The following is a 19559-nucleotide window of genomic DNA, read 5'->3' on the forward strand; positions in this document are numbered from 1 at the left end:
CACCTCAGTGCTTGTGGAATTTGTCTCTTAATGCTGCGATATTGTTGGTACCTGCAATGATTGCATCAGCAATCTTGGGGGCGTCAGCTGCTTCTTCACCGTACACACCGAGTGCATACTGGGACACGAAGTCCTGGTTAACTGCGCCGCCACCGCATGCGAATGGAACCTTTAGACCCTTTTCAACGAGCTTGTCGTTAACTTCCTTGAATGCATACATGGTGGTGGTCATGAGTGCAGTACCGGTGACCATGAGAGGCTTGTTTGCAATAACTGATGCAACAACTTCGTCAACAGGGACATCCCTTCCGAGGTCAACCACATCGTAGCCGTTTGCCCTGAGGAGAGCGGTAACGATATTCTTTCCGATGTCGTGAACGTCACCTTCTGCAACGTGGCAGACAACAGTTCCCTTTGTTACAGGGGCAGTTTCGGAGTTTTCCTTACAGAATTCGATACCGTTGAGCATGGCGTCAGCAGACATCATGACGTTAGGGAGGAAAATTACTCCATCATCGTAGAGCTTGGTGACAACGCCCATACCGACCATGAGGGCATCGTCTATGAGGGTGATCGGGTTCTGGCCTGCATCCATTGCTGCCTGGAGACCCTCGATTACATCATCTTCTTCTCCTTCGAAGATGGCTTTTGCAATCGGGTAAACAAATTCGTCTTTAGGATAAAGCTCTTCTGCGGCTTCTTCAGGAGTCATCTCCTTCTCCAGAGCCACATTGTATCTGGTTAATATCTTTTTCAGACTTGCCTCTGTAAAGTCCAACATATTTCTAAACCTCCATTTAGATTAAACAAAAAGGTCCTTGACGTTCCGGATCTGCAGTTTTCCGGATTTATAAGGTCTTGGATGTTCCGGTTTTGCCTTTGTAAAGCTTTTTCTTTCTGTGGTAGTACCCTGAGAAATATCTGAAGTTTCTCTATCTTTGAGGGTGTAAATTCCAGATTTCTGAAGTACAATACCGGTGAAAGAATTTCTTTCTCCTGTTCCCGGAACTTTTCCTTTTTTATTGTAGCTCATGTCTGCATGCTGACATGTGTTTACAGCGTAATTAGGGGAAATTATCCCATATACCATAACCGACGGAAATTTTTTCCTGATTTTTACAGGGCAACACGGGGTCTGAAATTTTGAGGACAAGATGCTATTTTCAACCCTCTAATCTTTCCAGTTCTTCTCTCCTGATAAAGGAGCTCTAAATTTTTGGGGCAAATCTGGAATCTCCTCCTCAACATTTTTCAGGGCATTTTTATTTTTAAACAATCTAACTTTTTTTAAACAATGTCGTTATTTAGATAAAGCCTATTAAAAATTTCAATGTTCATATTTACTCTTTCAGTCACACATATACATTTAATATCCATAGTCGGGGTGCTATTATCTTTTTGAACTCTGGCTAATGATGTCGTTTTTCCTTTAACTTCTCCCTCTTTTCCTCACTGGTAAAAATATTTTATCTTGCCCATATTGCGTTTTAAATTATTCATCCAAATTCTTTTATATAAATGGGCATATCGGTTATCCCCAGTATATGGCGTAAACTCTTCCTCTTATTAAGGTCGTACAGAACCCGAACGGAATGTAAATCTTTATTCGTTCCTGTGCGAACATTACGGTGTCACACGATGCAGATATCCTATATTTACAAAAAAAGAGATAGAAGTGGTTTGAATGAAATCTGAGTTAATAGATGTAGTATTTCGTTCCCAGAAAAGAAGAGACCTCCTCTTACTCCTGGGAGAAGAACCCCGAACAATGGAAGAAATTAAAGTCCTTCTCGATGTTTCTCCCACAGCTATCTTACCCCAGATCAAGAGGTTCACGGACAGTAATCTGGTTATTCACAAAAATGGCAGCTATGAATTGACAGATATGGGGGATCAGGTGTTCAAAAAAGTCAGATCCCTTGTTGACGTCCTAACCCTGGTTGAAAAAGACAACTATTGGATTGAACATGACCTGGGTGGAATCCCTCAGTATCTTCTTGGCAGGATAGGGGATCTTAAGGACTGCAAGCTGGTCAAATCCGATCCCAGCCAGATATTCGAACCGAGTACGGAACTTTTGAAGTTCTTTTCATCTTCCTGCTATCTCATGGTTTTTTCATCCTTTTACAGGCCTGAGTTCCTTCCCCTTTATTCAAAGCTCGGAAGGCTTGATTCAGAGGTTTCCCTTATTTTTACGGAATCGGTACTCGAGAAGTTCCTGCACAACTATGAACGGAAAATAAGGAAATTTGCCACTCTGGAGAACACCGAACTTTTCGTCTGTCAGGATGGTGTAAAAATTGCCGAGCTTATTGTCTCTGATCGCGGGATGATGATTTCTCTCTTTGACAGCCAGGGTAGGTTCTATCACGACTATATGTGCTGTTCCGAGCCTCAGGCTATTTCCTGGGCAAGAGAGCTCTTTGATTTCTATAAATCAAGGTCATTAAAGGTTGAGGGTGAGAAGAGCATTGACAGTGTTATATGCACATCCGAAAACGGAGCTTTATCGGAATCTATGTTGTTAAGCCTTCACTGATATCTACTGATGTATTAGCAGATTTAATACAGGTTTGAAGCTTTAATCCAAAATAAATAAGGTGACTGAGATTCTCCAGATTTGCTGGAATTATTCGAGTTACTGAAATTATTCGAGTTGCTGGAAATTATTCGAGTTGCTGGAAATTATTCGAGTTGCTGGAAATTATTCGAGTTGCTGGAAATTATTCGAGTTGCTGGAAATTATTCGAGTTGCTGGAAATTATCCCGGGTAGCTGAAAAATTCCTGTTCAATCCGAAATAACTCCAAATAATCTTAATTAAGACCTTATTTAATCTCAAATTCCTTTCCTGAGGGAGGCTGAATCGAATGAGTATGGAACTGCAGTTAATAGATACTATTTTCTTTTCGGACAAAAGAAAAAATTTGCTTCTATTCCTGAAGAACGGGCCAAAAACGATTGAAGAGATCAAGACTGAGCTTGAAGTCAGTTCTAGCCCTATTATGGCTCAGATCCGTATCCTGATCAAAGACGGGTTGCTGGTGCAGAAAGACGGCAGTTACGAACTCTCTGTAAAAGGGAAGCTTATAGTTCCCAAAATGGAACCCCTCCTCTCCACATTCCGGGTTTTTGATGAAAACCATGATTACTGGGCAAGGCAGAACCTTAGCACTCTTCCTTCTCACCTGCTTGACCGGATCGGGGAGCTTGGCAAGTGTATGGAGCTTGTGCCCGAGAGAACTCATATCTTTGATTACCCTCCTGAAATCATGGACCCCCTTTACAGATCAAAAACGGTCATGGAAGTCTCTTCGTTTTTCCGCCCGGGGTATCCGGGTCTCTATCTGGACCTTGCGAATAAAGGAGTAGAAGTTTCTCTGGTTCTGGAAAAACCCATATACAGGAAACTGGTTTCCGATCACAGACAGGAGGCCGGAGAGTTCCTGAAAATGGAAAATACGCAGATCTTTGTCTGTGACAATAAAATCGAACTTGCTTCCAGCCTTGTTACGGACCGCTTTATCTCGATATCTATGATCTCAAAGGACGGAAGGTACTATAACCATGAAATGGTGAGCTTTGAAAAAAGCGCTCTTGAATGGGGGAAGGAACTTTTCAACTATTACAGGGAAATGTCTGAGCAGATTACACAGGTTTGAACAGATTATACAAATTTACTTTTTTTCGATTCTAAAAATTAAAGTAGCCTCAAAGCCTAACTTTCTTTATCATGATGAAGCGAGGTTTCCCGGCAATCCTTGACGAAAAGACTGAAATCCTTATTCTGGGCTCCCTTCCCGGTGACGAGTCCCTCCGAAAGCAGCAGTACTATGGAAATCCGGGAAATGATTTCTGGAGGCTGGTCGGCCGCGCAATCGGAGAAAACCTTCAGGATATGGATTATAATACGAGGCTTGAGACTCTGAAACGCAACCGAATCGGGCTCTGGGATGTGTTTAAGGCCGGAAGCCGGGACGGAAGCCAGGACTCTAAAATCAAAGACGAAGAGATAAACCAGTTTTCAATATTAAAGGAAATAGCTCCGGAGCTGAAGCTTGTCTGTTTCAACGGCAAAAAATCAGGGGAATATGAACCTTTCCTGAGAAAAATGGGCTATGAGACTAAAGTCCTGCCCTCTTCAAGCGGGATGAACCGAAGATTTTTTAAAATTAGGGAATCTGAGTGGGAAGCTGCTCTTAAGCGCTAAAAGCTGTTCCTGTCAGCCACCTCACTTTTTCCCACGGGTTCGAATACTGTGGTTTTCGTTCGCAGAGCGAACCTTAAAATGTGAATTCCGGGGATTAGTCGGTCTTTATAGCTCCTATGGGGCAGGCTTCTTCACAGGCTCCGCAGTCCACACATTCATCTTCGTCTACAACTGCATAGCCTTCATTTTCGTCAATAATGATTGCTTCTACAGGGCACTCTTCCACACAGGTCCCGCAGCCTGTACATTCCTCTTTGTTGATTTTTGCCGGCATGAATTTTTACTCCTTTGCTTTGTTTAAGGATAAGTTGGTTCTTCTTTTATATTCCTCTTTATTTATATATTTCTGTGCCAGCTTCTCCTTATCATTTTTACCTGGTGATGGAGCTTCCTTGCCTGAGCTGCAAATTTGTCCCTTTTTCGGCAATCCTTTTAGGAAAGTTCTCTCCAGTTTTTTGTCTCATTTTGAGATATTGGGGATAAATTTTTTGTATACATCTAATTGTTTTTTATTTTATCTCTGCACTGTCAAATCTAATTAAACCATACATCTTAAAAATTCTTATAAAAAATTTCCTTTAAATTGTTCTTAAAGATGAAACTATCTTTAACATCAAAGTTAAGCTTTCAAACTGAAAGCTGCCTCAATATGGATATTTTCTTCTTTTGCTCAGTGTCCGTATTCTATCCATTTTACTGAAGTGTATGTATTAAACATATTGTTAAATTTTAATATATCTTTATAAAATAAAAGAGTATATCTTCTACTGAAAAAGTCTTAAACTCTCTCACAAAATTAAATATGACGATCCTGGTGCATTACATGGACATAACCATAAAAGATCAAAGCCGTAGGGGCCTGGCTAGGGGGATAATTCGCCATTCATCGATTTATTTCCTTATTTTTCTGATTATAGTTTTTACTACCTTTGCAATTGGCTGCATTGAAGATGAGCCCTCTCAAAATGTGTCTGATACTCCTCCGGGTGATCAAAACAGTTCCGAACCCAGCATAGATGAAAATATAGAGAAAACACTGGTGGGACACCAGATCGTATACTATGACATAGCCGGTGAGCCCAGGTATTACAACATCTCCAAAAAAGACATCCGTAATATTGAAAAGTCCGAATCAAACGGGGAAGTCATATGGATCGCAACTGTCGGATATGGGATGCAATGGGAGATACACCTGAACAGTACCGGCGAGTCGATCCTTGAAGAAATCCAATTATTCAGGACCTGAAGAAGGTGTTAGTATAAAAACGAGAATATGTATCTTCTTATTATCTATCTTCTTATTATCTATCTTCTTATTACCCACAACCGGAATCGCAGGCTCGGATGAATTCCATTCGGGTAATGTGACCATTTCTAAGGAACAGGTAAACATCGGACAATGTCCTGTGAACAAAGAAACCCTGTTCGCAGCAAAATACGGGCCTGACTGGAACGTTTCGATAGATCAGGACTCAAACCTGCCGAGAAGAATTGTAGGAAGCAGTATAGAACTTACAGGAGTTTCCGAGAAGGCAGAGCCTGAAGTCAGGAAATTCCTTGCTGATAACAGCCAGATCTTCGGCCTGGATTCCGTAGAACTGGAGCTTATAAAAGATGACCATGACTGCTCGCTGGATGGAAACGGCAGTGGTATAAGCAACATTGTCTACCGGCAGTTGTACAGGGGGATCCCTGTATATTCCTCCAGGATTGGGGTCACTGTAAACGACGGAAAGCTCGTAGCCGTGGATTCCAGCTACTTCCCTGATATAAAGGTCCCTACGAAAGCTTCAATAGATGAACTCCAGGCTCTTTCTGCCGCAGGCAGCGACCTTGGTATTGATATTATACTTCCTGCTGCACCATTGAGTTCGGTCTCGCTGGAAGAACTTTCCGGGCCGGAATCCGGAACTGCCTCTGAGAATAAAGCTGCCAAAGCGGAGCAGGTTTCCCTTGTGATCTATCCTGTGGGAAATGAAGGTAGCTATGAATATCATCTTGCCTACAAAATCGAACTGGCTCCTCTCAGGGATCCCCTGAGCGCCTGGGTTTATTTCGTGGATGCAAATGACGGGCAGATCCTGTACAGGTATGACAGGATGATTTCCCTCACTGTTAACGGAAATGTGACCGGTACAGTGTACCCCGAATGCCCTGCTGACACTCCTATTAATGTTCCTTTCCGGAACCAGAGAGTGTTTACGTTCAACGAAGCAAATGAATCAAATAACGCCCTTTATTCTGGTAGATTTAACAATGGCACAGGGTATGCAGTAACTTTCAATCCTATTAACCTGACCGGCGCAGTCAATTCCAGGTTCAATTTCAGCACAAGATACGATATCGAATTAGATTATGATTATGCATATGCGATTATTTCGGAAGACGGGAATTTATTTTATTCCATAGGAAACTTTACCGGAAGCCAGGATTCCTGGGCCGACGAGTCCATAGACATATCAGCCTATGATGGGAAGCAGGTCTGGATAGGTTTTTTTTACGACACTGATGAAGCTGTTCTAGGGGACGGTTTCTACGCAGACAACATTACAATCTCCAGTGAAAGCGGGGTTGCATTTGCAGATGATCTGGAAAAAGGGGGTGAAAACTGGATATTTAATAAATTCGGTCTAATAAATACATCTCTTAATCCGGTAACAACAACTGACGGGAACGGCTCCTATAACATCACAGGTCTGGAAGGGGGTATTAACCTGTATTCAGAGCTCAGTGGGCCCTACGCGAAGGTTATCAATGAGGATGAAACAGATGCCTTTGTGGAATTTAACCTGACCTCGCCCACATACGACTGGAACTGGGCTGATGTGGATACGTCTTATAAAAGGGAGGAGTCCAATGTATTCTACCATGTTAATGTCATCCATGACTTTTTCACAAAGGGAAGCCCCTTTAACATACACTCCATGGACTATCAGGCAATTGCCACCGTAGAGTACGGGTCGGAAAGCGGGAATGCATTTTCGGATGGGACAAACATCTATTTATTTGCAGCAGGAGGCGCGTATGAATCTACAGCTGTCCTCAGTGATGTTGTCTACCACGAGTATATACATAGCGTTGTTGATCACGTCTATACCACATATCTGCCTTATGAGGGTGAATCCGGAGCCCTTGATGAAGGCTGGGCAGACTATTTTGCATGCACGGTAAACAATAATCCCATAGTGGGGGAGGGATTCTATGTTAGCACTGGCAATGGTTTGAGAAACCTAAACAATACCTATCGGTACCCTGACGATATAGTTGGTGAAGTTCATTATGACAGCCAGATTATATCGGGAGCCATGTGGGACCTTCGGGAGATTCTGGGCGCTGAGCTTGCTGACGAGCTGGTCCTCAGGGGCATGAAACTCGAGCCTCAGGACTTTCAGGAATACCTTGAAGATGTACTGATAGTCGATGATGACAACGCAGATCTCAGCGATGGGACTCCTCATATCAATGCTATCTTTAAGGCATTTTATGTAAACCACGGAATAGATTCGGAATACTTTAATCTCGTTGCCCCGGAGGTTTCCGGAGAGTGTCCCTTAAGCGGCTCATTTACCCCCAACAACACAACGACTATAGCTGCCAATATAACAGATTTGATCGATATAGACTCTTCATCCATTTGCATGACGGTTAATGGGGAACCTGCTTCACTAAAAAACACAGAAATAAATAACGGTTATAGGGTCGAACACATCCCTTCAATACCATACGGGGACGGGGCGGTCACGGTTTGTTTAAATGCCCTGGATGCCGCGGAAAACGATATTTCCCACAGCTGGTCATTCTTCGTGGATACAAAATCCCCAATCTCAAATACTCCGGAGGACATGGAATTTTCAGCAAACAGCACCGCGTACTTCACTGGCTGGAGGCTTTTTGACTCGTATCCGGGATACTATTGGGTATTATGTGACGGGGAACAGGTATTACCCCCTGTGCAGTGGGCAAATGGCACGAATCTCTCAGTTCCGGTGAATACCGATCTCGGGACTGGAGATTTTAACTACACCATAATATACAACGATACTGCCGGAAATTATGGCGTGCAGGACACTGTTATCATAACCATCAATTACTTCGCGGCTCCGGCAATCAACATAATCTCCCCGGTAGAAGGATATTCAACGACATCTGATTCAGTAACGGTTTTTGGAACCGTAAACAGCACAGGATCATTATTCTCGGTTACCGTAAACGGGGTTGATGCAGACCTCTCCCTTGAAGGTTTCAATGGCACATTCACAAAAACAGTGCCTCTCTCCCCGGGCATAAACGCAATATATGCAAATGTCACCGATGAACGAGGAGCCACAAACAAAACTTCCATAAACGTCACAAGAACATCACCTTCAACAGGCAGTGGCGGAAGTAGCGGTGAAAGTAGTGGAAATGGTGGAAGTGGCGGTAGCAGTGGAAGTAGCAGTGGAAGTAGCGGCGGTGGCGGTGGCGGTGGATCTCCTGAGCTCCAGAGTAATGTAGAGATCAAAGAACTTGCCCAGCAGTTCGTGACAAATGGAAACCGTATCAGGTTCGAGTTCAGTCGGGAAGTCACTCCTGTAGTTTATGTGGAATTTGATGCCAAAAAAAGTTTCGGAAAAGTCACAACCATTATTGAAGAACTGAAGGGGAGGTCCATCCTGACCCCTGCCGGGCCTGAAGGAGAAGTCTACAAGTACCTGAACATCTGGGTTGGAAACGGGGGTGTATCAACTCTTGAAAATATAGGCACCCCTGTCATCGGGTTTAAGGTGGAGAAATCCTGGTTGGAGGAAAATGATCTTTTAGAATCCTCTATCAAACTTTGGAGGTATAATGGTGGTGTATGGAACTTACTCCTCCCGGAGAAGGTGAACGAAGATGATGAATCTGTTTATTTCGAGGCCGAGACCTCTGGCTTCTCACCTTTTGCCATAACAGGTGTTGCACAGGAAGAGTCCGGGGTACAGAAAAGTACTCTGGAACTGATCCCGAAGGAAAACCTCACCGATGCTTCAGCCGTGACAGGTGGACAGCCTGTATCCGGTGAGGAGAATGCTGCAGGCCTGGATTTTAGATTTGTAGTGATACTGCTTGCCTGTGCATTCCTGGTTGTGAGGAGGAGAAGCTGAGGCTTCCCTTCCTATTATTTATTCCCAAAAAAGTTGTAACTTTAAATGCCGAATACAGAGGCAAGTTTTTGTATGTAATTTCCCTGATGAACCCGACATTCTTTCCTGAATTAGCTTTCCTCTGGCTGAGAAGAGCATCTTTCCATAAGCTGCTCATATGTCTATGACTCTGTCTTTCCCCAGCATATCAAGGATTTCAAGCAGCTTTCTTTTGAGCCTGTTCTTTTCCCGGATCTCGCTGAGATAAGACTCCCAACCGGCTTTTTGTCCTCCGGCTTCCATAGCATTTCTGACCATCCGGAGATAGATGGAGGCAGATTCGTATGCGTCTACTTTTTTCCTGGCAATGAGTTCCTATGCAATCGTTTTCCATATTTCAATCGCAATTTCCGGATATTTCTCCTGTACAGTGCGGGCAATTTTCTCTCTTCGGGTAAAATACCGGTCTTCTCCCTTTTTTCCCTCATTTTTAGCTTTTTGTACCATCTGGCCACTTCATCGGGATTCTCTTCTTCGATGGCGATGTCGATCAAAAGTTCAAAGACAGGTGCATCAATTTTTGAGAAAGAATCCCTGTTCATCAGCCCTGTATTCGGAAGGATCCCGGGCAGGCTTGAGGGTTCTTCGCCGGGGCTGGCCCTGTCTGCGGGAAGGTTTCCGTTTTCCAGGTACTCATGGACAGCTTCCCGGACTTCTTCCCATACCCCGGCTTTTTTTGCTGATTTCCGCAGGTCTGTGTAAAATTGCAGTGAAGGGTACCTGAAAAACTCTTCTGCATGTAAAGCTGCTACAAAGAGCCAGTTCTCTTCTTTTTCCTTGATTTCGAGGAGGATCCGGAAGAGTTCATAGGCAGTCCCCGGGGAAGATTTCCTTATTTCTTTTATTTCCCGGTAGATCAACTCTTCTGCCTTTTCTTTTTTCCCTGCGGCAAGCAGCACTTTGATTAGCCGGACATAGCTCCAATTCTCTCCAGCTTCTGCTTCCTCTTCGCAAAGGGAGATGGCTTCTTCATAATTCCCGGCTTTTTCGAGTGCAAGGACAAGCCGGTTTACAAGCTGTTCCCGGTCCCAGTCGGAATCTGAGGAAGTTTTCCCGCTGTCGCTTGCCTCCAGCCGGTCTTTAAGTACTTCAGAAAAGCGGCTCCACTCCTCTACTGGAAAATCCGAATTCCAGAAAGCTTCTTCGTCAAAAATCCCGTATTCGTCTTTTAATTCAAAGTCCAGAACTCTAAGCATCCTTTCGTGGGCCGGGCTTCCGGACTGCAGGAGAGCTTTGATTACCACTTCCATACATCCGCCAACCTTCATGCCGATTTCTCCCTCTTCATCATAAGGGGCTATTTCTTCATACCCCTTCAGAATTCTCATCCCCAGGTCTGCAACTTCATCTGCATGCCCGGCTTCAAGGAGGCTTTCCAGACGGTTCCTTATCTCCGAAAAATCAGGGAATGGGGAATCGTAATCCATGTAGTCATAGCTTCTGGCTTCTTCCCAGAGCTCTTCCAGTTCGGTGTATATGTCCCCTACCGTCCCCTCCGTATCCCCCGATGCAAGGTTCAGCATGTCCTGCAGGTGCCCGGAAAGCAGGGAATCCCTATCTGATAAATTCATCAGAAGGTCAATAAGTTCCTCTTTTTCCATCTGCTCCAGGTACTCCTTCAGCTCTGTCCGGAAAACCTGATGTGAATCCCGGGTCTCCCCGTCTTTCAGGGCAGGTCCCTGTCTGGCCATAAGAATGAGTGGGTCCCCTTCGGCAGCAACGAGAACTTCTTCTCCCTGCTCTACGAGTTCAAGGTATTCAAGTACAGTAGCAACCCCGTGTTTGCAGTCATGTTCAACCGGACAGGTGCAGGTGGAACTAAGTTCCCCGTTTTCCAGAGAAACCTCTGTGAAATATGTTTTCGTCCCCTGTACCCGGGCTATGAGGCTGTCTTCCGGGGTTCGCTTAATCTCCTTTACCCTTTCTTCGTCCTGGTACTTCATCCCTTTTGCAGTCGCCTTTCCTCCTGCCCAGTCCTGCAGGTCACTCCACCTGAGTTCTTTGAAGGGGTCGGCATCCTTGCTTTCTGATGGCATAAACTACTATTTCGTCAACGTAATATAAAAATGGGAATTACGAGTCGGTTTTATAGAACCGGGTTCTGAAAGGGAGTTTAGAACTAGAGGGGGATTTTTCAAGACAGATGACTTCTGGTAAAGTGATTTCTGGTAAAGTGATTTCTGGTAAGGTGATTTCTGGTAAAGTGATTTCTTGTAAAGTGATTTCTGGTAAGGTGATTTCTGGTAAGGTGATCTCTGAGAAATAGTGGAGCGAGCCTTCAAGGTTCAAACTTATAGCCTCTACTTATGAAGGCGGTTTTCAAATATTGATTATGAGTTTCATAGCTATTTGGAGATAGTAAATACTACTCATAAAATATATGGACTAATCAAGAAAACAAACGGCTCTGTAATAAAAACTGTACCTTAACTGTTAGCCGATAAAATTGGAATCAGTCTGTGGATAATGTACATAATGAGTATAAGTATACAGATTCCTAATACCTGTGTTTCGGTATCAATTTTAAACATACTTAAAATACGGCGTCTTCTTATAAATATTTACGCAGTATGGTTCATATACTGTGGGGTTAAAAGTTTTTATACTTCCCTACACACTTAAATACTTCCTCTATTTATACTTCTAGTTAATATATATATATAATTAGGGGATCGATTGGTTATGGCCTTAATGGACACCGATTTAAATCATATGGGGCACGTAGACTCCACTAAAAATTTTGTTGAGAATTCAGGTCAAGCAGCAAAAGAGATAAGCTGGCTAATAGATGACCTTCCAGTAACTGTTTTCAGAGTCTCTAATGAATCTTCGTGGCCTATACGTTACATAAGTAAAAATGTGGAACAACTCACCGGTTATTCTACAATTGATTTTATTTCTCAAAGATTATCCTGGGCAAATATTATTTTTCCAGAGGATATTCCTGTAATCGATAAGGCTATAGAGAAAGCGATGAGAAACAAAACTCCTTATCAGGTTGAATACAGGATCAAAAAATCCGATGGAGATAAAGTATTCATTCAGGAACAGGCTAACCTGGTGAACGATGAACACGGAAACGTGGTTTATATTGACGGTGTGTTTCTGGACGTAACTCCTCAAATAAAACGGAGGGAAGACTCTCAAAGGGTAATTGTTAGCAGCATTCCCGCACCATCACTTGCATTTTACATCGACACTTCTGGAAAAATAAAGTACATTAATGATTACTTTTTGGAAGTCTGTAAGTTTAGAAATGCGGACGAAGCTGTCGGGAAATCTCCTTACGAATTATTAGATACTAAGTCCAAAAAAACGCTTGCTGAGAAAGTAATGGAAACCGGAGAAGGCGTTTATAATCGAGAAATAACTTTTAAATTTAAGGCTTTAGACAAACCCCTGTTTACAGTGCTCTCAGCTGTGCCGATAAAAGATGAGACTGGTGTTATCGTTGGTAGTCTCACCGTCATAACTGATCTGACCGAGATGAAAGACAGAGAAAAAGAGGTTAAGGATCTTTTAGATTACACCAACATTTGTCTGAAAGATCTTGGGGAGGGTATCAGAGGAGTTAGTGAGGGGGACCTTGATGCTCATCTGGAGAAGCTAAAGGACGACGACTTTGGTGACACCTTTGACGAATTCAATAAGCTTGTCATTAATCTGAAATCTGTTATTGAAACTATATTGAATGACATGCTCACAACCCTGGAAGAAGCCCGGCAGTCCGAAGAAGCTGTTGGCCAGATGAATATGGGTATGCAGCAAATTTCAACGGCCTCCGAACAGATCGCAACTGGTTCAGAGAATCTTTCGAGGCATGCAGGCACAGCAGCTTCGGACATAAAAGCTTCTCAAGAGATTTTCAAAAAGCTCAGCGAATCTTCCACTAAATCTTCCAGCTATGCTTCCCAGGCAGGTAAAACCAGTGACGAAGCTCAGGGTCTCAGTAATATGGCTCTGGAAGAAGTGGAACAGCTTGTTGCAGAAATCTCCAATCTTGGAACCATCGTTCATTCTCTGGATGACGCTGTCAATAATATCGGCGCTGTTACAGGGAAAATCAAATCGATTGCTGACCAGACCAATCTCCTTGCTTTGAATGCAGCTATTGAAGCTGCAAGAGCCGGTGAATACGGCCGGGGATTTGCCGTTGTTGCCGATGAGGTCCGAAAACTTGCTGCCGACTCAAGGAAGAGCACTGATGAGATAAATGGGATTGTTACAAACGTCCAGAAAGAGACCAGGAAAGTGACGGAAGCGATTAACACTGCGGACGGTCAGGCTAAAACAGGAAGCAAGAACATTAAACAGGCTTTGAATAAGAGTCAGGAAATTGCCACTGCAGTTGCCACTATCAACTCTATGCTCATCGAACTGGATAGGCTGTCAGAAGAAGGCCTGGATAAAATTGAAAATATCGAGAAAAGTATCAGTGAGACTGCATCTACTGCTGAAGAGAATGCCGCGAGCAGTGAACAAACCTCTGCTGCAATCGAGGAACAGACAGCTGCCATGCAGCAGGTAAGTGCCTCGGTACAGAACGTTAATAGTCTTGCCCAGAAAACAGTTGATGTTCTCTTGGAAAACTTCAAAGTTTCGGGAGAACCGAAAACCAGTCAGCCCTCTTCTGGAAAACCGCAGAGTTTCAACAGAAAAGGGAATTTTAAGAAACGCTGAATCTTGAGTACCGAAATCCCAGGATATGATATCTTCTCCGTCGTATCCTGTAAATTCTTTTTTGATTCTATCCGGATAATAAATACGAACCCATTGTTACGGACAGTATCTTATGTGCAACTTGAAGTTAGCCCTCAGGCAAGATAATCCCTTAACCGATGACCAATGAATTCCTGTGGGAATTCATAAAAATCGTGGATTGTTTTAAGCTTCTCGTTTGAAGTAACACTTTTATTTTCTTTCTCCGAATGTGCGGAAATTACCTCCAAAATAGATGGCATGAGCCACAGTCAAAAACAGCAATATATTTATATTTTTAAATATGTTGAACAGTAACTTGAAATTGATACATGAAACCTACTCAGAGAAGCAAACATGAACGAAATCACATTTATGAACGAAGCAAAACCGACAACCGAGGCAGCCATGCTGGCTGATGCTGAGTATCCTGGCAGCCGCTCCAATCTGTTCAAGGCAATTGGGCCAGGCATTTTGGTAGCTTGTGCTGCTATTGGAGGGTCGCACCTGGTCTGGTCAACGCAGGCAGGGGCACAATACGGCTGGAGCTTGCTCGGGTTGATTCTGCTAGCTAATTTACTAAAGTTCCCGTTTTTTCTATATGGCCAGCGCTATACAGCCGCCACCGGTGAAAGTCTCCTGGCAGGGTATAAGCGGCAGGGAGTAGCCTATGTCTATATTTTTCTGGCCATTAATATCCTGACCGGAATCATCAATATAGCTGGGGTAGCCATGCTCAGCGGCGCGCTGTTTGCTGGTTACGGGTTTGATGGCAGCAGGATTCCCGCTTTCACGGTTGGCATTCTGGGGATATGTGCTGCGGTTATTCTACTGGGACAGTATAAACTGCTCGATAAACTTTCTAAAGCAGTGGTTGCTCTGCTAAGCCTGAGTACGTTAGTAGCTCTGGGCCTGGCGTTTGCCCACGGTCCGGTTGCGCCCCCGGACTTTGTCGGGCCCAGCGCCTGGACATGGCAGACCTTTCCATTTTTGGTGATGCTGCTTGGCTGGATGCCGATGCCGGTGGATCTTTCGGCCTGGTCAAGTCTGTGGATGTTCAGCCGGGAAGAAGAAACCGGTCACTTCGCTACGACCCGGGAAGCTTCCATTGATTTTTATCTGGGATATATCATGGCTGTGGTTATGGCTGTGGCTTTTGTGGCGCTCGGCAAACTGATTATGTATGGTTCAGGCCAGGAGCTTGTCAGTGGAGGCACCGGCTTCAGCCAGCAGCTGGTCAGTCTCTACTCGGCCAATATCGGTGAATGGTCAAAGCCCCTTATTTTGACCGCTGCCTTTTCCACCATGTTCAGCACCACCCTGACCTGCATCGATGGTTATCCGCGCTCGTTGGCGGCGAGCTGTACGTTGCTCAGCGACAGCTTTTCCAGGCGCTTCAAGCAGATCTTCCAGCTCTGTATTGTGTTGTCGGTGGTTGCAGCCTGTGTAATCGTGCTGTACTTCGTCCAGAACCTGCTGCAACTGTTGAGCTTTGCCGCCATTGTCAGCTTTGTCACCTCGCCGATTCTTGCCTACATCAACTATCGGGTGATAAACGGTAGCAACGTGCCGGCCGAAGAACGTCCGGGGCCGTATCTCAAGTTATTGAGCCTGGCAGGGCTGCTGTTTTTCCTGCTGATGACGGCCGGATTTGTCTACGTGACGTTTATCCGGGGTTGAAGGGTAGGTAGGTGCTTCAAAAAGAGGAGGGTAAATTGTGACTGCGCAAAGGGAGGAATTTACATACTTTCATTTTTGTGTCGATTTGTGAAAATCAAAATAGCTCAAATCAGACCAATGACTTTTGTTTGCAGGCAGTTCTATTTTTTTCCCCTCAATGTTTTATATTAATAACCTGTCAGAACACATTATAGTTGCAATAATTCCAAAACAGTTAGTTAATAATTAGGAAGTGTTGGTATGACTGAACGACAAGTTGAAAGTGTGCTTATCGAGATTCCAAAAGGAAGCCGAAACAAATACGAGTACGATAAAGAAAAGAAAGTGATTAAATACGACAGAATGCTTTTTTCTTCAATGGTATATCCTTCTGATTATGGTTTTTTCCCCGATACTCTAGCTCTTGATGGTGACCCTTTAGATGCCATGGTTTTAACATGGGAACCTACATTTCCAGGCTGTTTAATTGAAGTGCATCTTGTTGCATTATTTGACATGGAAGACGACAAAGGAAGAGATCAAAAAATACTCTGTGTCCCAAAAAATGATCCTTTATGGAATCATATCGAAGCAATTGACCAGGTCCCTCCTCATTTATTAAAGGAAATTACACACTTCTTTGAAACTTATAAGAATTTAGAAGATAAACGAGTAAAGGTTATTGGTTGGAAAGATTTAGAAACCGCAGTCGATATACTCCAGGAAGCTAAATCTCGATATCTTGAGCAAAATAAATAATGTAAGCAGCGATGGGTTGCTGTTCTCCTTAAATTGCAAAATAAGCATTACGAGCCCGTTGAAATTCAGAACCCGGTTTCGCTTCCGAAGCGCGGTTCGAGATATTTCGCGGCGCTCAATTTTGCAAAACGGGGATGGAAATTGTAGTGAGATTTGTAAAACGAAAAGTATGCCCGCTGAGATTCGAATTCAGGACCTCCGCCGTGTGAAGGCTGGAATCTGTGACGTATGCACCGTTATTGACGAACCAAATGTGGTAGACATTTCTTTCTCATTTAATTAGAGATCGAATCACCAGCATACTGGTCCATAAAATGAAAAATCCAGAATAAGGCCCATATGATTAATGCGCCTTACGAGTTTTAGACAATATGAGTCCTGCAAGAATTAAGATTAAAACACAGAAATAACTCATATCAGTAGACCCTACATTCGGTACATTACTGTCTGGAAATGATACATTAACAGTTTTACATACAGCACCATAAGTTTGAGATTGCGCAGTAATTTTCACCGTGTACGTTTTTCCAGAATAGTTAGTGACTATAAAAGAGTCAGTTACCACTCCTATAGGGTTACTTACATTGTCATTAGTACCTGAGATTCCAGAGGGTACAAACGTTTTTCCATCACTCATAGTACCCAGTAAAAAAGTCAGGTTGCTGGACTGTGACGAAGAATCATAATAGCTTGCATTAATATAAGCTGCTGTATTGTTTATCTGTTTATATGTACAATTTGTACTGATCACAGTCTGCATTGCAGGTATTGCAGAGGTGTCACCTGAAGGTGGTATTGTAATAGTATATTGATCCAGATCAGGTATTAATGTGCTGGTGTACTTTTGTCCATCTAAAGTAATTGTTACAATTTTATATGTGACACCTTGAGTCAAATGGAAATTTGCTCTACCGTCATTATTTGTCCAGGCACAAAAATTCGGTTTTTCATTACCTAAGTCATTATTTGGTGCGTAAATCTGAACTTCACATCCGGGGACTTTCTCATTTGAATCAGTACAAACATATAACTTCACATAGTGTGGTTCTAAATAATCAGGTGCTTTAACCATTTTTATATTCATTTCTGTGTTTGTACCTGTCATATTTACTGGTAATTCAGGATTGTTAAGATAGCCTGTTGCTGAAGCAGTTAAACAGTACGTGCCTTTTCCCCTGTTCACAGTGAACTGGTAAAGCCCGTCAACATCAGTAATTTGAGTACAATTCCACGTATTATTTGACAATTTTATTACAGCACTCTGAACAGGTTGGCCTGTAGTTGAATCTGTTAAATATCCATATGCACCGGGATATACTGTAGCTGATTTTTTGCCACTTACTGTGAACAAACTTACAGGACTGTTGTATACCCATGAATTATTAACGTCATCATGTGCACCGATTTTTATAGCAAACGATCCCGTGTAGCTTATTGGTACATTTGCAGATGTTTGTGAAGTGTTAAGACTATATATTAAATGAGATGAATCGAATTGTGATGTACTGTTATATACATTGATAAAATAACTTGTTGCATTCAAATATGTCCAGCTTATACTTACATCTCCGTTGACAGTTGAAATTGTACTGCCTTTAGCTGGAAAAGTAACAGAAGGTACTACAGAACCATTGTAAACAGGTAAATTTCTTGTACCATTGTCTGCAACATACCCATTATCTTTTGTACCCCTGGAGCTTGAATAGGAGCTGGTTACAATATTGCCGGTTGATGCAATATCCATACCACTAATTCCATCATATTCGGGGCTGTTATAATATATATTATTTGAAACAGTACCTCTGCCTGAACAGGCACCATCAGCTGAGTCGTGATATATTGTATTTAATTGAAGTGTTGCAAATGTATTATCATAAATATTAAGGCCTGTTACTTCCCCTCCCATTACTTCTACCCCAGCATTACCAGAACCGGTATCAGTGTAGAAAGTATTCCTGTAAATTTGAACGTTTTTCGTATTATGAATTTTAATGCAAGAATTTATAAAAGTGCCCCAGCAATTATTAAATATTGTAATTCCATCACCGGCAGACCACGCATCAAAACTGTCATGGCCGGGTTTACACACTGTATTATAAACTTGAACATTGCTGGTATTTTTTTTACAGAAAATAAAGTCACCCATACTGTATTGCATTTTTAAGTCGTGAATAACTACATTTGAACAGCCAGACAAATAAACTCCTTTTTCATATTCCCTATACTTGTTGCTTGCCGCATGCATTATGCTTAATGATTCCCAACCACCATCAATTAAGAAATTTGAAATTACAATATCAGAAATACCATTACAGTTAATTATATTTTGAGTTGCAAAATTAGAGCTCGGATTGTCACAATAGATCACAGTTGCACCAATCCCATTTCCATTAAGGGTTACCCCTGATTTCATGATTATGGGTGAACTTATGTGAAACGTGGTCGATGCAAGCTGTACAGTGTCACCTGAATTAGCTGATTGTATGGCAGCGTTAATAACATTCTGGTCGTCTGAGCCTGCAGGGCTAAAGGAAGTTCCTGGGCCTACATTGATAATTGAACCTGAGCAATTTGCTGAAAAAAAGCAGATAAATAAAAGCAAAGCAATAAAAACATTTTTAGTTCCTATACACATCATAAATCTTTCTATAGAATTACTTTCTTATATTTTTTGTTTTCATTGTCATTTTTATCATTAAGCTAAGTTATAGGTTTCAAAATTAGGCACTAAACAACGAGAATTCGTTACTTGATTTGATGTGGCCATATCAACAATCATTTGTTTGTTCTTTCTTACTCTAACTTATTTTAAATGTCGATTGCTGTTAGTAGATAAGTATTTGAGCTCACTACCCTTGCGTAGCTCTAAATCTCTAATTTAAATTTTATGAATATGAGTGAAATATGAACTCTTGAATCCTGTTCAAGGTTATACAACCAGAAGTAAAATCTGACCTCGAAGCAAGAGTTGAAGCATTAGAAAAGGAAGTCTATAAAACCTCTAAATCAGAAAAAGGTTGAAAAATTAAGTGGGCCCGCTGCGATTCGAACTCAGGACCTCCGCCGTATGAA

At 42.6% G+C, this 19559-nt stretch carries 15 protein-coding genes; 8 read left to right on the top strand and 7 right to left on the bottom strand.

Annotated elements, in window-relative coordinates; translation table 11 throughout:
* Nucleotides 1-4: 4 nt before the first annotated feature.
* A complete protein-coding gene (mtaC, locus tag EO95_RS04990; RefSeq protein WP_048132713.1) occupies nucleotides 5-781 on the bottom strand; it encodes a methanol--corrinoid protein MtaC in 777 nt (258 codons plus the stop codon).
* A gap of 21 nt (nucleotides 782-802) precedes the next feature.
* Nucleotides 803-1033, bottom strand: a complete 231-nt coding sequence (locus EO95_RS04995) for a hypothetical protein (RefSeq protein ID WP_235282869.1) — start codon at nucleotides 1031-1033, stop codon at nucleotides 803-805.
* A gap of 651 nt (nucleotides 1034-1684) precedes the next feature.
* On the opposite strand from EO95_RS04995, the gene EO95_RS05000 reads away from it, so the two are divergent.
* From EO95_RS05000 to EO95_RS05010, 3 genes are all read left to right on the top strand, one after another.
* Nucleotides 1685-2539: a winged helix-turn-helix domain-containing protein gene (locus tag EO95_RS05000; protein WP_048132717.1), complete on the top strand. Its 855-nt coding sequence runs from the start codon at nucleotides 1685-1687 to the stop codon at nucleotides 2537-2539.
* Between the two features lie 330 nt (nucleotides 2540-2869).
* On the top strand, nucleotides 2870-3661 hold the full coding sequence (locus tag EO95_RS05005) for a winged helix-turn-helix domain-containing protein (protein ID WP_048132719.1): 792 nt from the start codon (nucleotides 2870-2872) through the stop codon (nucleotides 3659-3661).
* A gap of 71 nt (nucleotides 3662-3732) precedes the next feature.
* Nucleotides 3733-4209, top strand: coding sequence for a DNA-deoxyinosine glycosylase (locus EO95_RS05010; RefSeq protein ID WP_048132721.1), 477 nt, complete (start codon nucleotides 3733-3735; stop codon nucleotides 4207-4209).
* Nucleotides 4210-4303: 94 nt separating this feature from the next.
* On the opposite strand, the gene EO95_RS05015 is transcribed toward EO95_RS05010, so the two are convergent.
* Nucleotides 4304-4483: a 4Fe-4S binding protein gene (locus EO95_RS05015; RefSeq protein WP_048132723.1), complete on the bottom strand. Its 180-nt coding sequence runs from the start codon at nucleotides 4481-4483 to the stop codon at nucleotides 4304-4306.
* Nucleotides 4484-5011: 528 nt separating this feature from the next.
* On the opposite strand from EO95_RS05015, the gene EO95_RS05020 reads away from it, so the two are divergent.
* Both EO95_RS05020 and EO95_RS16670 read left to right on the top strand, forming a co-directional pair.
* Entirely contained in the window at nucleotides 5012-5455 is a 444-nt protein-coding gene (locus EO95_RS05020) for a hypothetical protein (RefSeq protein ID WP_156163977.1), read from the top strand.
* 160 nt (nucleotides 5456-5615) lie between these two features.
* Nucleotides 5616-9332 carry a PGF-pre-PGF domain-containing protein gene (locus EO95_RS16670; protein ID WP_235282870.1) on the top strand — a complete coding sequence of 1239 codons (3717 nt, stop codon included), beginning with the start codon at nucleotides 5616-5618 and terminating at the stop codon, nucleotides 9330-9332.
* 153 nt (nucleotides 9333-9485) lie between these two features.
* Here EO95_RS16670 and EO95_RS18170 read toward each other — a convergent pair whose 3' ends face one another.
* Genes EO95_RS18170 through EO95_RS17460 form a run of 3 tightly spaced genes read right to left on the bottom strand, consistent with a single transcriptional unit; the run spans nucleotide 9486 to nucleotide 11660 of the window.
* Complete coding sequence (locus EO95_RS18170) at nucleotides 9486-9629, bottom strand: hypothetical protein (RefSeq protein WP_235282871.1); 144 nt, start codon at nucleotides 9627-9629, stop codon at nucleotides 9486-9488.
* A gap of 32 nt (nucleotides 9630-9661) precedes the next feature.
* Nucleotides 9662-11407: an SWIM zinc finger domain-containing protein gene (locus tag EO95_RS05030; RefSeq protein ID WP_235282872.1), complete on the bottom strand. Its 1746-nt coding sequence runs from the start codon at nucleotides 11405-11407 to the stop codon at nucleotides 9662-9664.
* A 37-nt stretch (nucleotides 11408-11444) separates the two neighbouring features.
* Nucleotides 11445-11660 carry a hypothetical protein gene (locus EO95_RS17460; protein ID WP_156163978.1) on the bottom strand — a complete coding sequence of 72 codons (216 nt, stop codon included), beginning with the start codon at nucleotides 11658-11660 and terminating at the stop codon, nucleotides 11445-11447.
* Nucleotides 11661-12053: 393 nt separating this feature from the next.
* On the opposite strand from EO95_RS17460, the gene EO95_RS05035 reads away from it, so the two are divergent.
* The 3 genes from EO95_RS05035 (at nucleotide 12054) to EO95_RS05045 (ending at nucleotide 16487) form a co-directional block, all read left to right on the top strand.
* Entirely contained in the window at nucleotides 12054-14051 is a 1998-nt protein-coding gene (locus EO95_RS05035; protein WP_048132728.1) for a methyl-accepting chemotaxis protein, read from the top strand.
* A gap of 375 nt (nucleotides 14052-14426) precedes the next feature.
* Entirely contained in the window at nucleotides 14427-15749 is a 1323-nt protein-coding gene (locus EO95_RS05040) for an NRAMP family divalent metal transporter (protein WP_235282873.1), read from the top strand.
* 240 nt (nucleotides 15750-15989) lie between these two features.
* Entirely contained in the window at nucleotides 15990-16487 is a 498-nt protein-coding gene (locus EO95_RS05045) for an inorganic diphosphatase (RefSeq protein WP_048132730.1), read from the top strand.
* 343 nt (nucleotides 16488-16830) lie between these two features.
* Here the strand turns inward: EO95_RS05045 and EO95_RS05050 are convergent, their stop codons facing one another.
* Entirely contained in the window at nucleotides 16831-19125 is a 2295-nt protein-coding gene (locus EO95_RS05050; RefSeq protein WP_235282874.1) for a hypothetical protein, read from the bottom strand.
* Nucleotides 19126-19559: the final 434 nt, after the last annotated feature.

This window comes from Methanosarcina sp. 1.H.T.1A.1, from assembly GCF_000979295.1.
Classification (GTDB): Archaea; Halobacteriota; Methanosarcinia; order Methanosarcinales; family Methanosarcinaceae; genus Methanosarcina.

Bases quoted from the DNA above. Each gene is read 5' to 3' on its own strand.
- mtaC (WP_048132713.1), bottom strand. From the start codon at position 781: ATGTTGGACTTTACAGAGGCAAGTCTGAAAAAGATATTAACCAGATAC.
- EO95_RS04995 (WP_235282869.1), bottom strand. From the start codon at position 1,033: ATGAGCTACAATAAAAAAGGAAAAGTTCCGGGAACAGGAGAAAGAAAT.
- EO95_RS05000 (WP_048132717.1), top strand. From the start codon at position 1,685: ATGAAATCTGAGTTAATAGATGTAGTATTTCGTTCCCAGAAAAGAAGA.
- EO95_RS05005 (WP_048132719.1), top strand. From the start codon at position 2,870: ATGAGTATGGAACTGCAGTTAATAGATACTATTTTCTTTTCGGACAAA.
- EO95_RS05010 (WP_048132721.1), top strand. From the start codon at position 3,733: ATGATGAAGCGAGGTTTCCCGGCAATCCTTGACGAAAAGACTGAAATC.
- EO95_RS05015 (WP_048132723.1), bottom strand. From the start codon at position 4,483: ATGCCGGCAAAAATCAACAAAGAGGAATGTACAGGCTGCGGGACCTGT.
- EO95_RS05020 (WP_156163977.1), top strand. From the start codon at position 5,012: ATGACGATCCTGGTGCATTACATGGACATAACCATAAAAGATCAAAGC.
- EO95_RS18170 (WP_235282871.1), bottom strand. From the start codon at position 9,629: ATGGTCAGAAATGCTATGGAAGCCGGAGGACAAAAAGCCGGTTGGGAG.
- EO95_RS05030 (WP_235282872.1), bottom strand. From the start codon at position 11,407: ATGCCATCAGAAAGCAAGGATGCCGACCCCTTCAAAGAACTCAGGTGG.
- EO95_RS05035 (WP_048132728.1), top strand. From the start codon at position 12,054: ATGGCCTTAATGGACACCGATTTAAATCATATGGGGCACGTAGACTCC.
- EO95_RS05040 (WP_235282873.1), top strand. From the start codon at position 14,427: ATGAACGAAATCACATTTATGAACGAAGCAAAACCGACAACCGAGGCA.
- EO95_RS05045 (WP_048132730.1), top strand. From the start codon at position 15,990: ATGACTGAACGACAAGTTGAAAGTGTGCTTATCGAGATTCCAAAAGGA.
- EO95_RS05050 (WP_235282874.1), bottom strand. From the start codon at position 19,125: ATGATGTGTATAGGAACTAAAAATGTTTTTATTGCTTTGCTTTTATTT.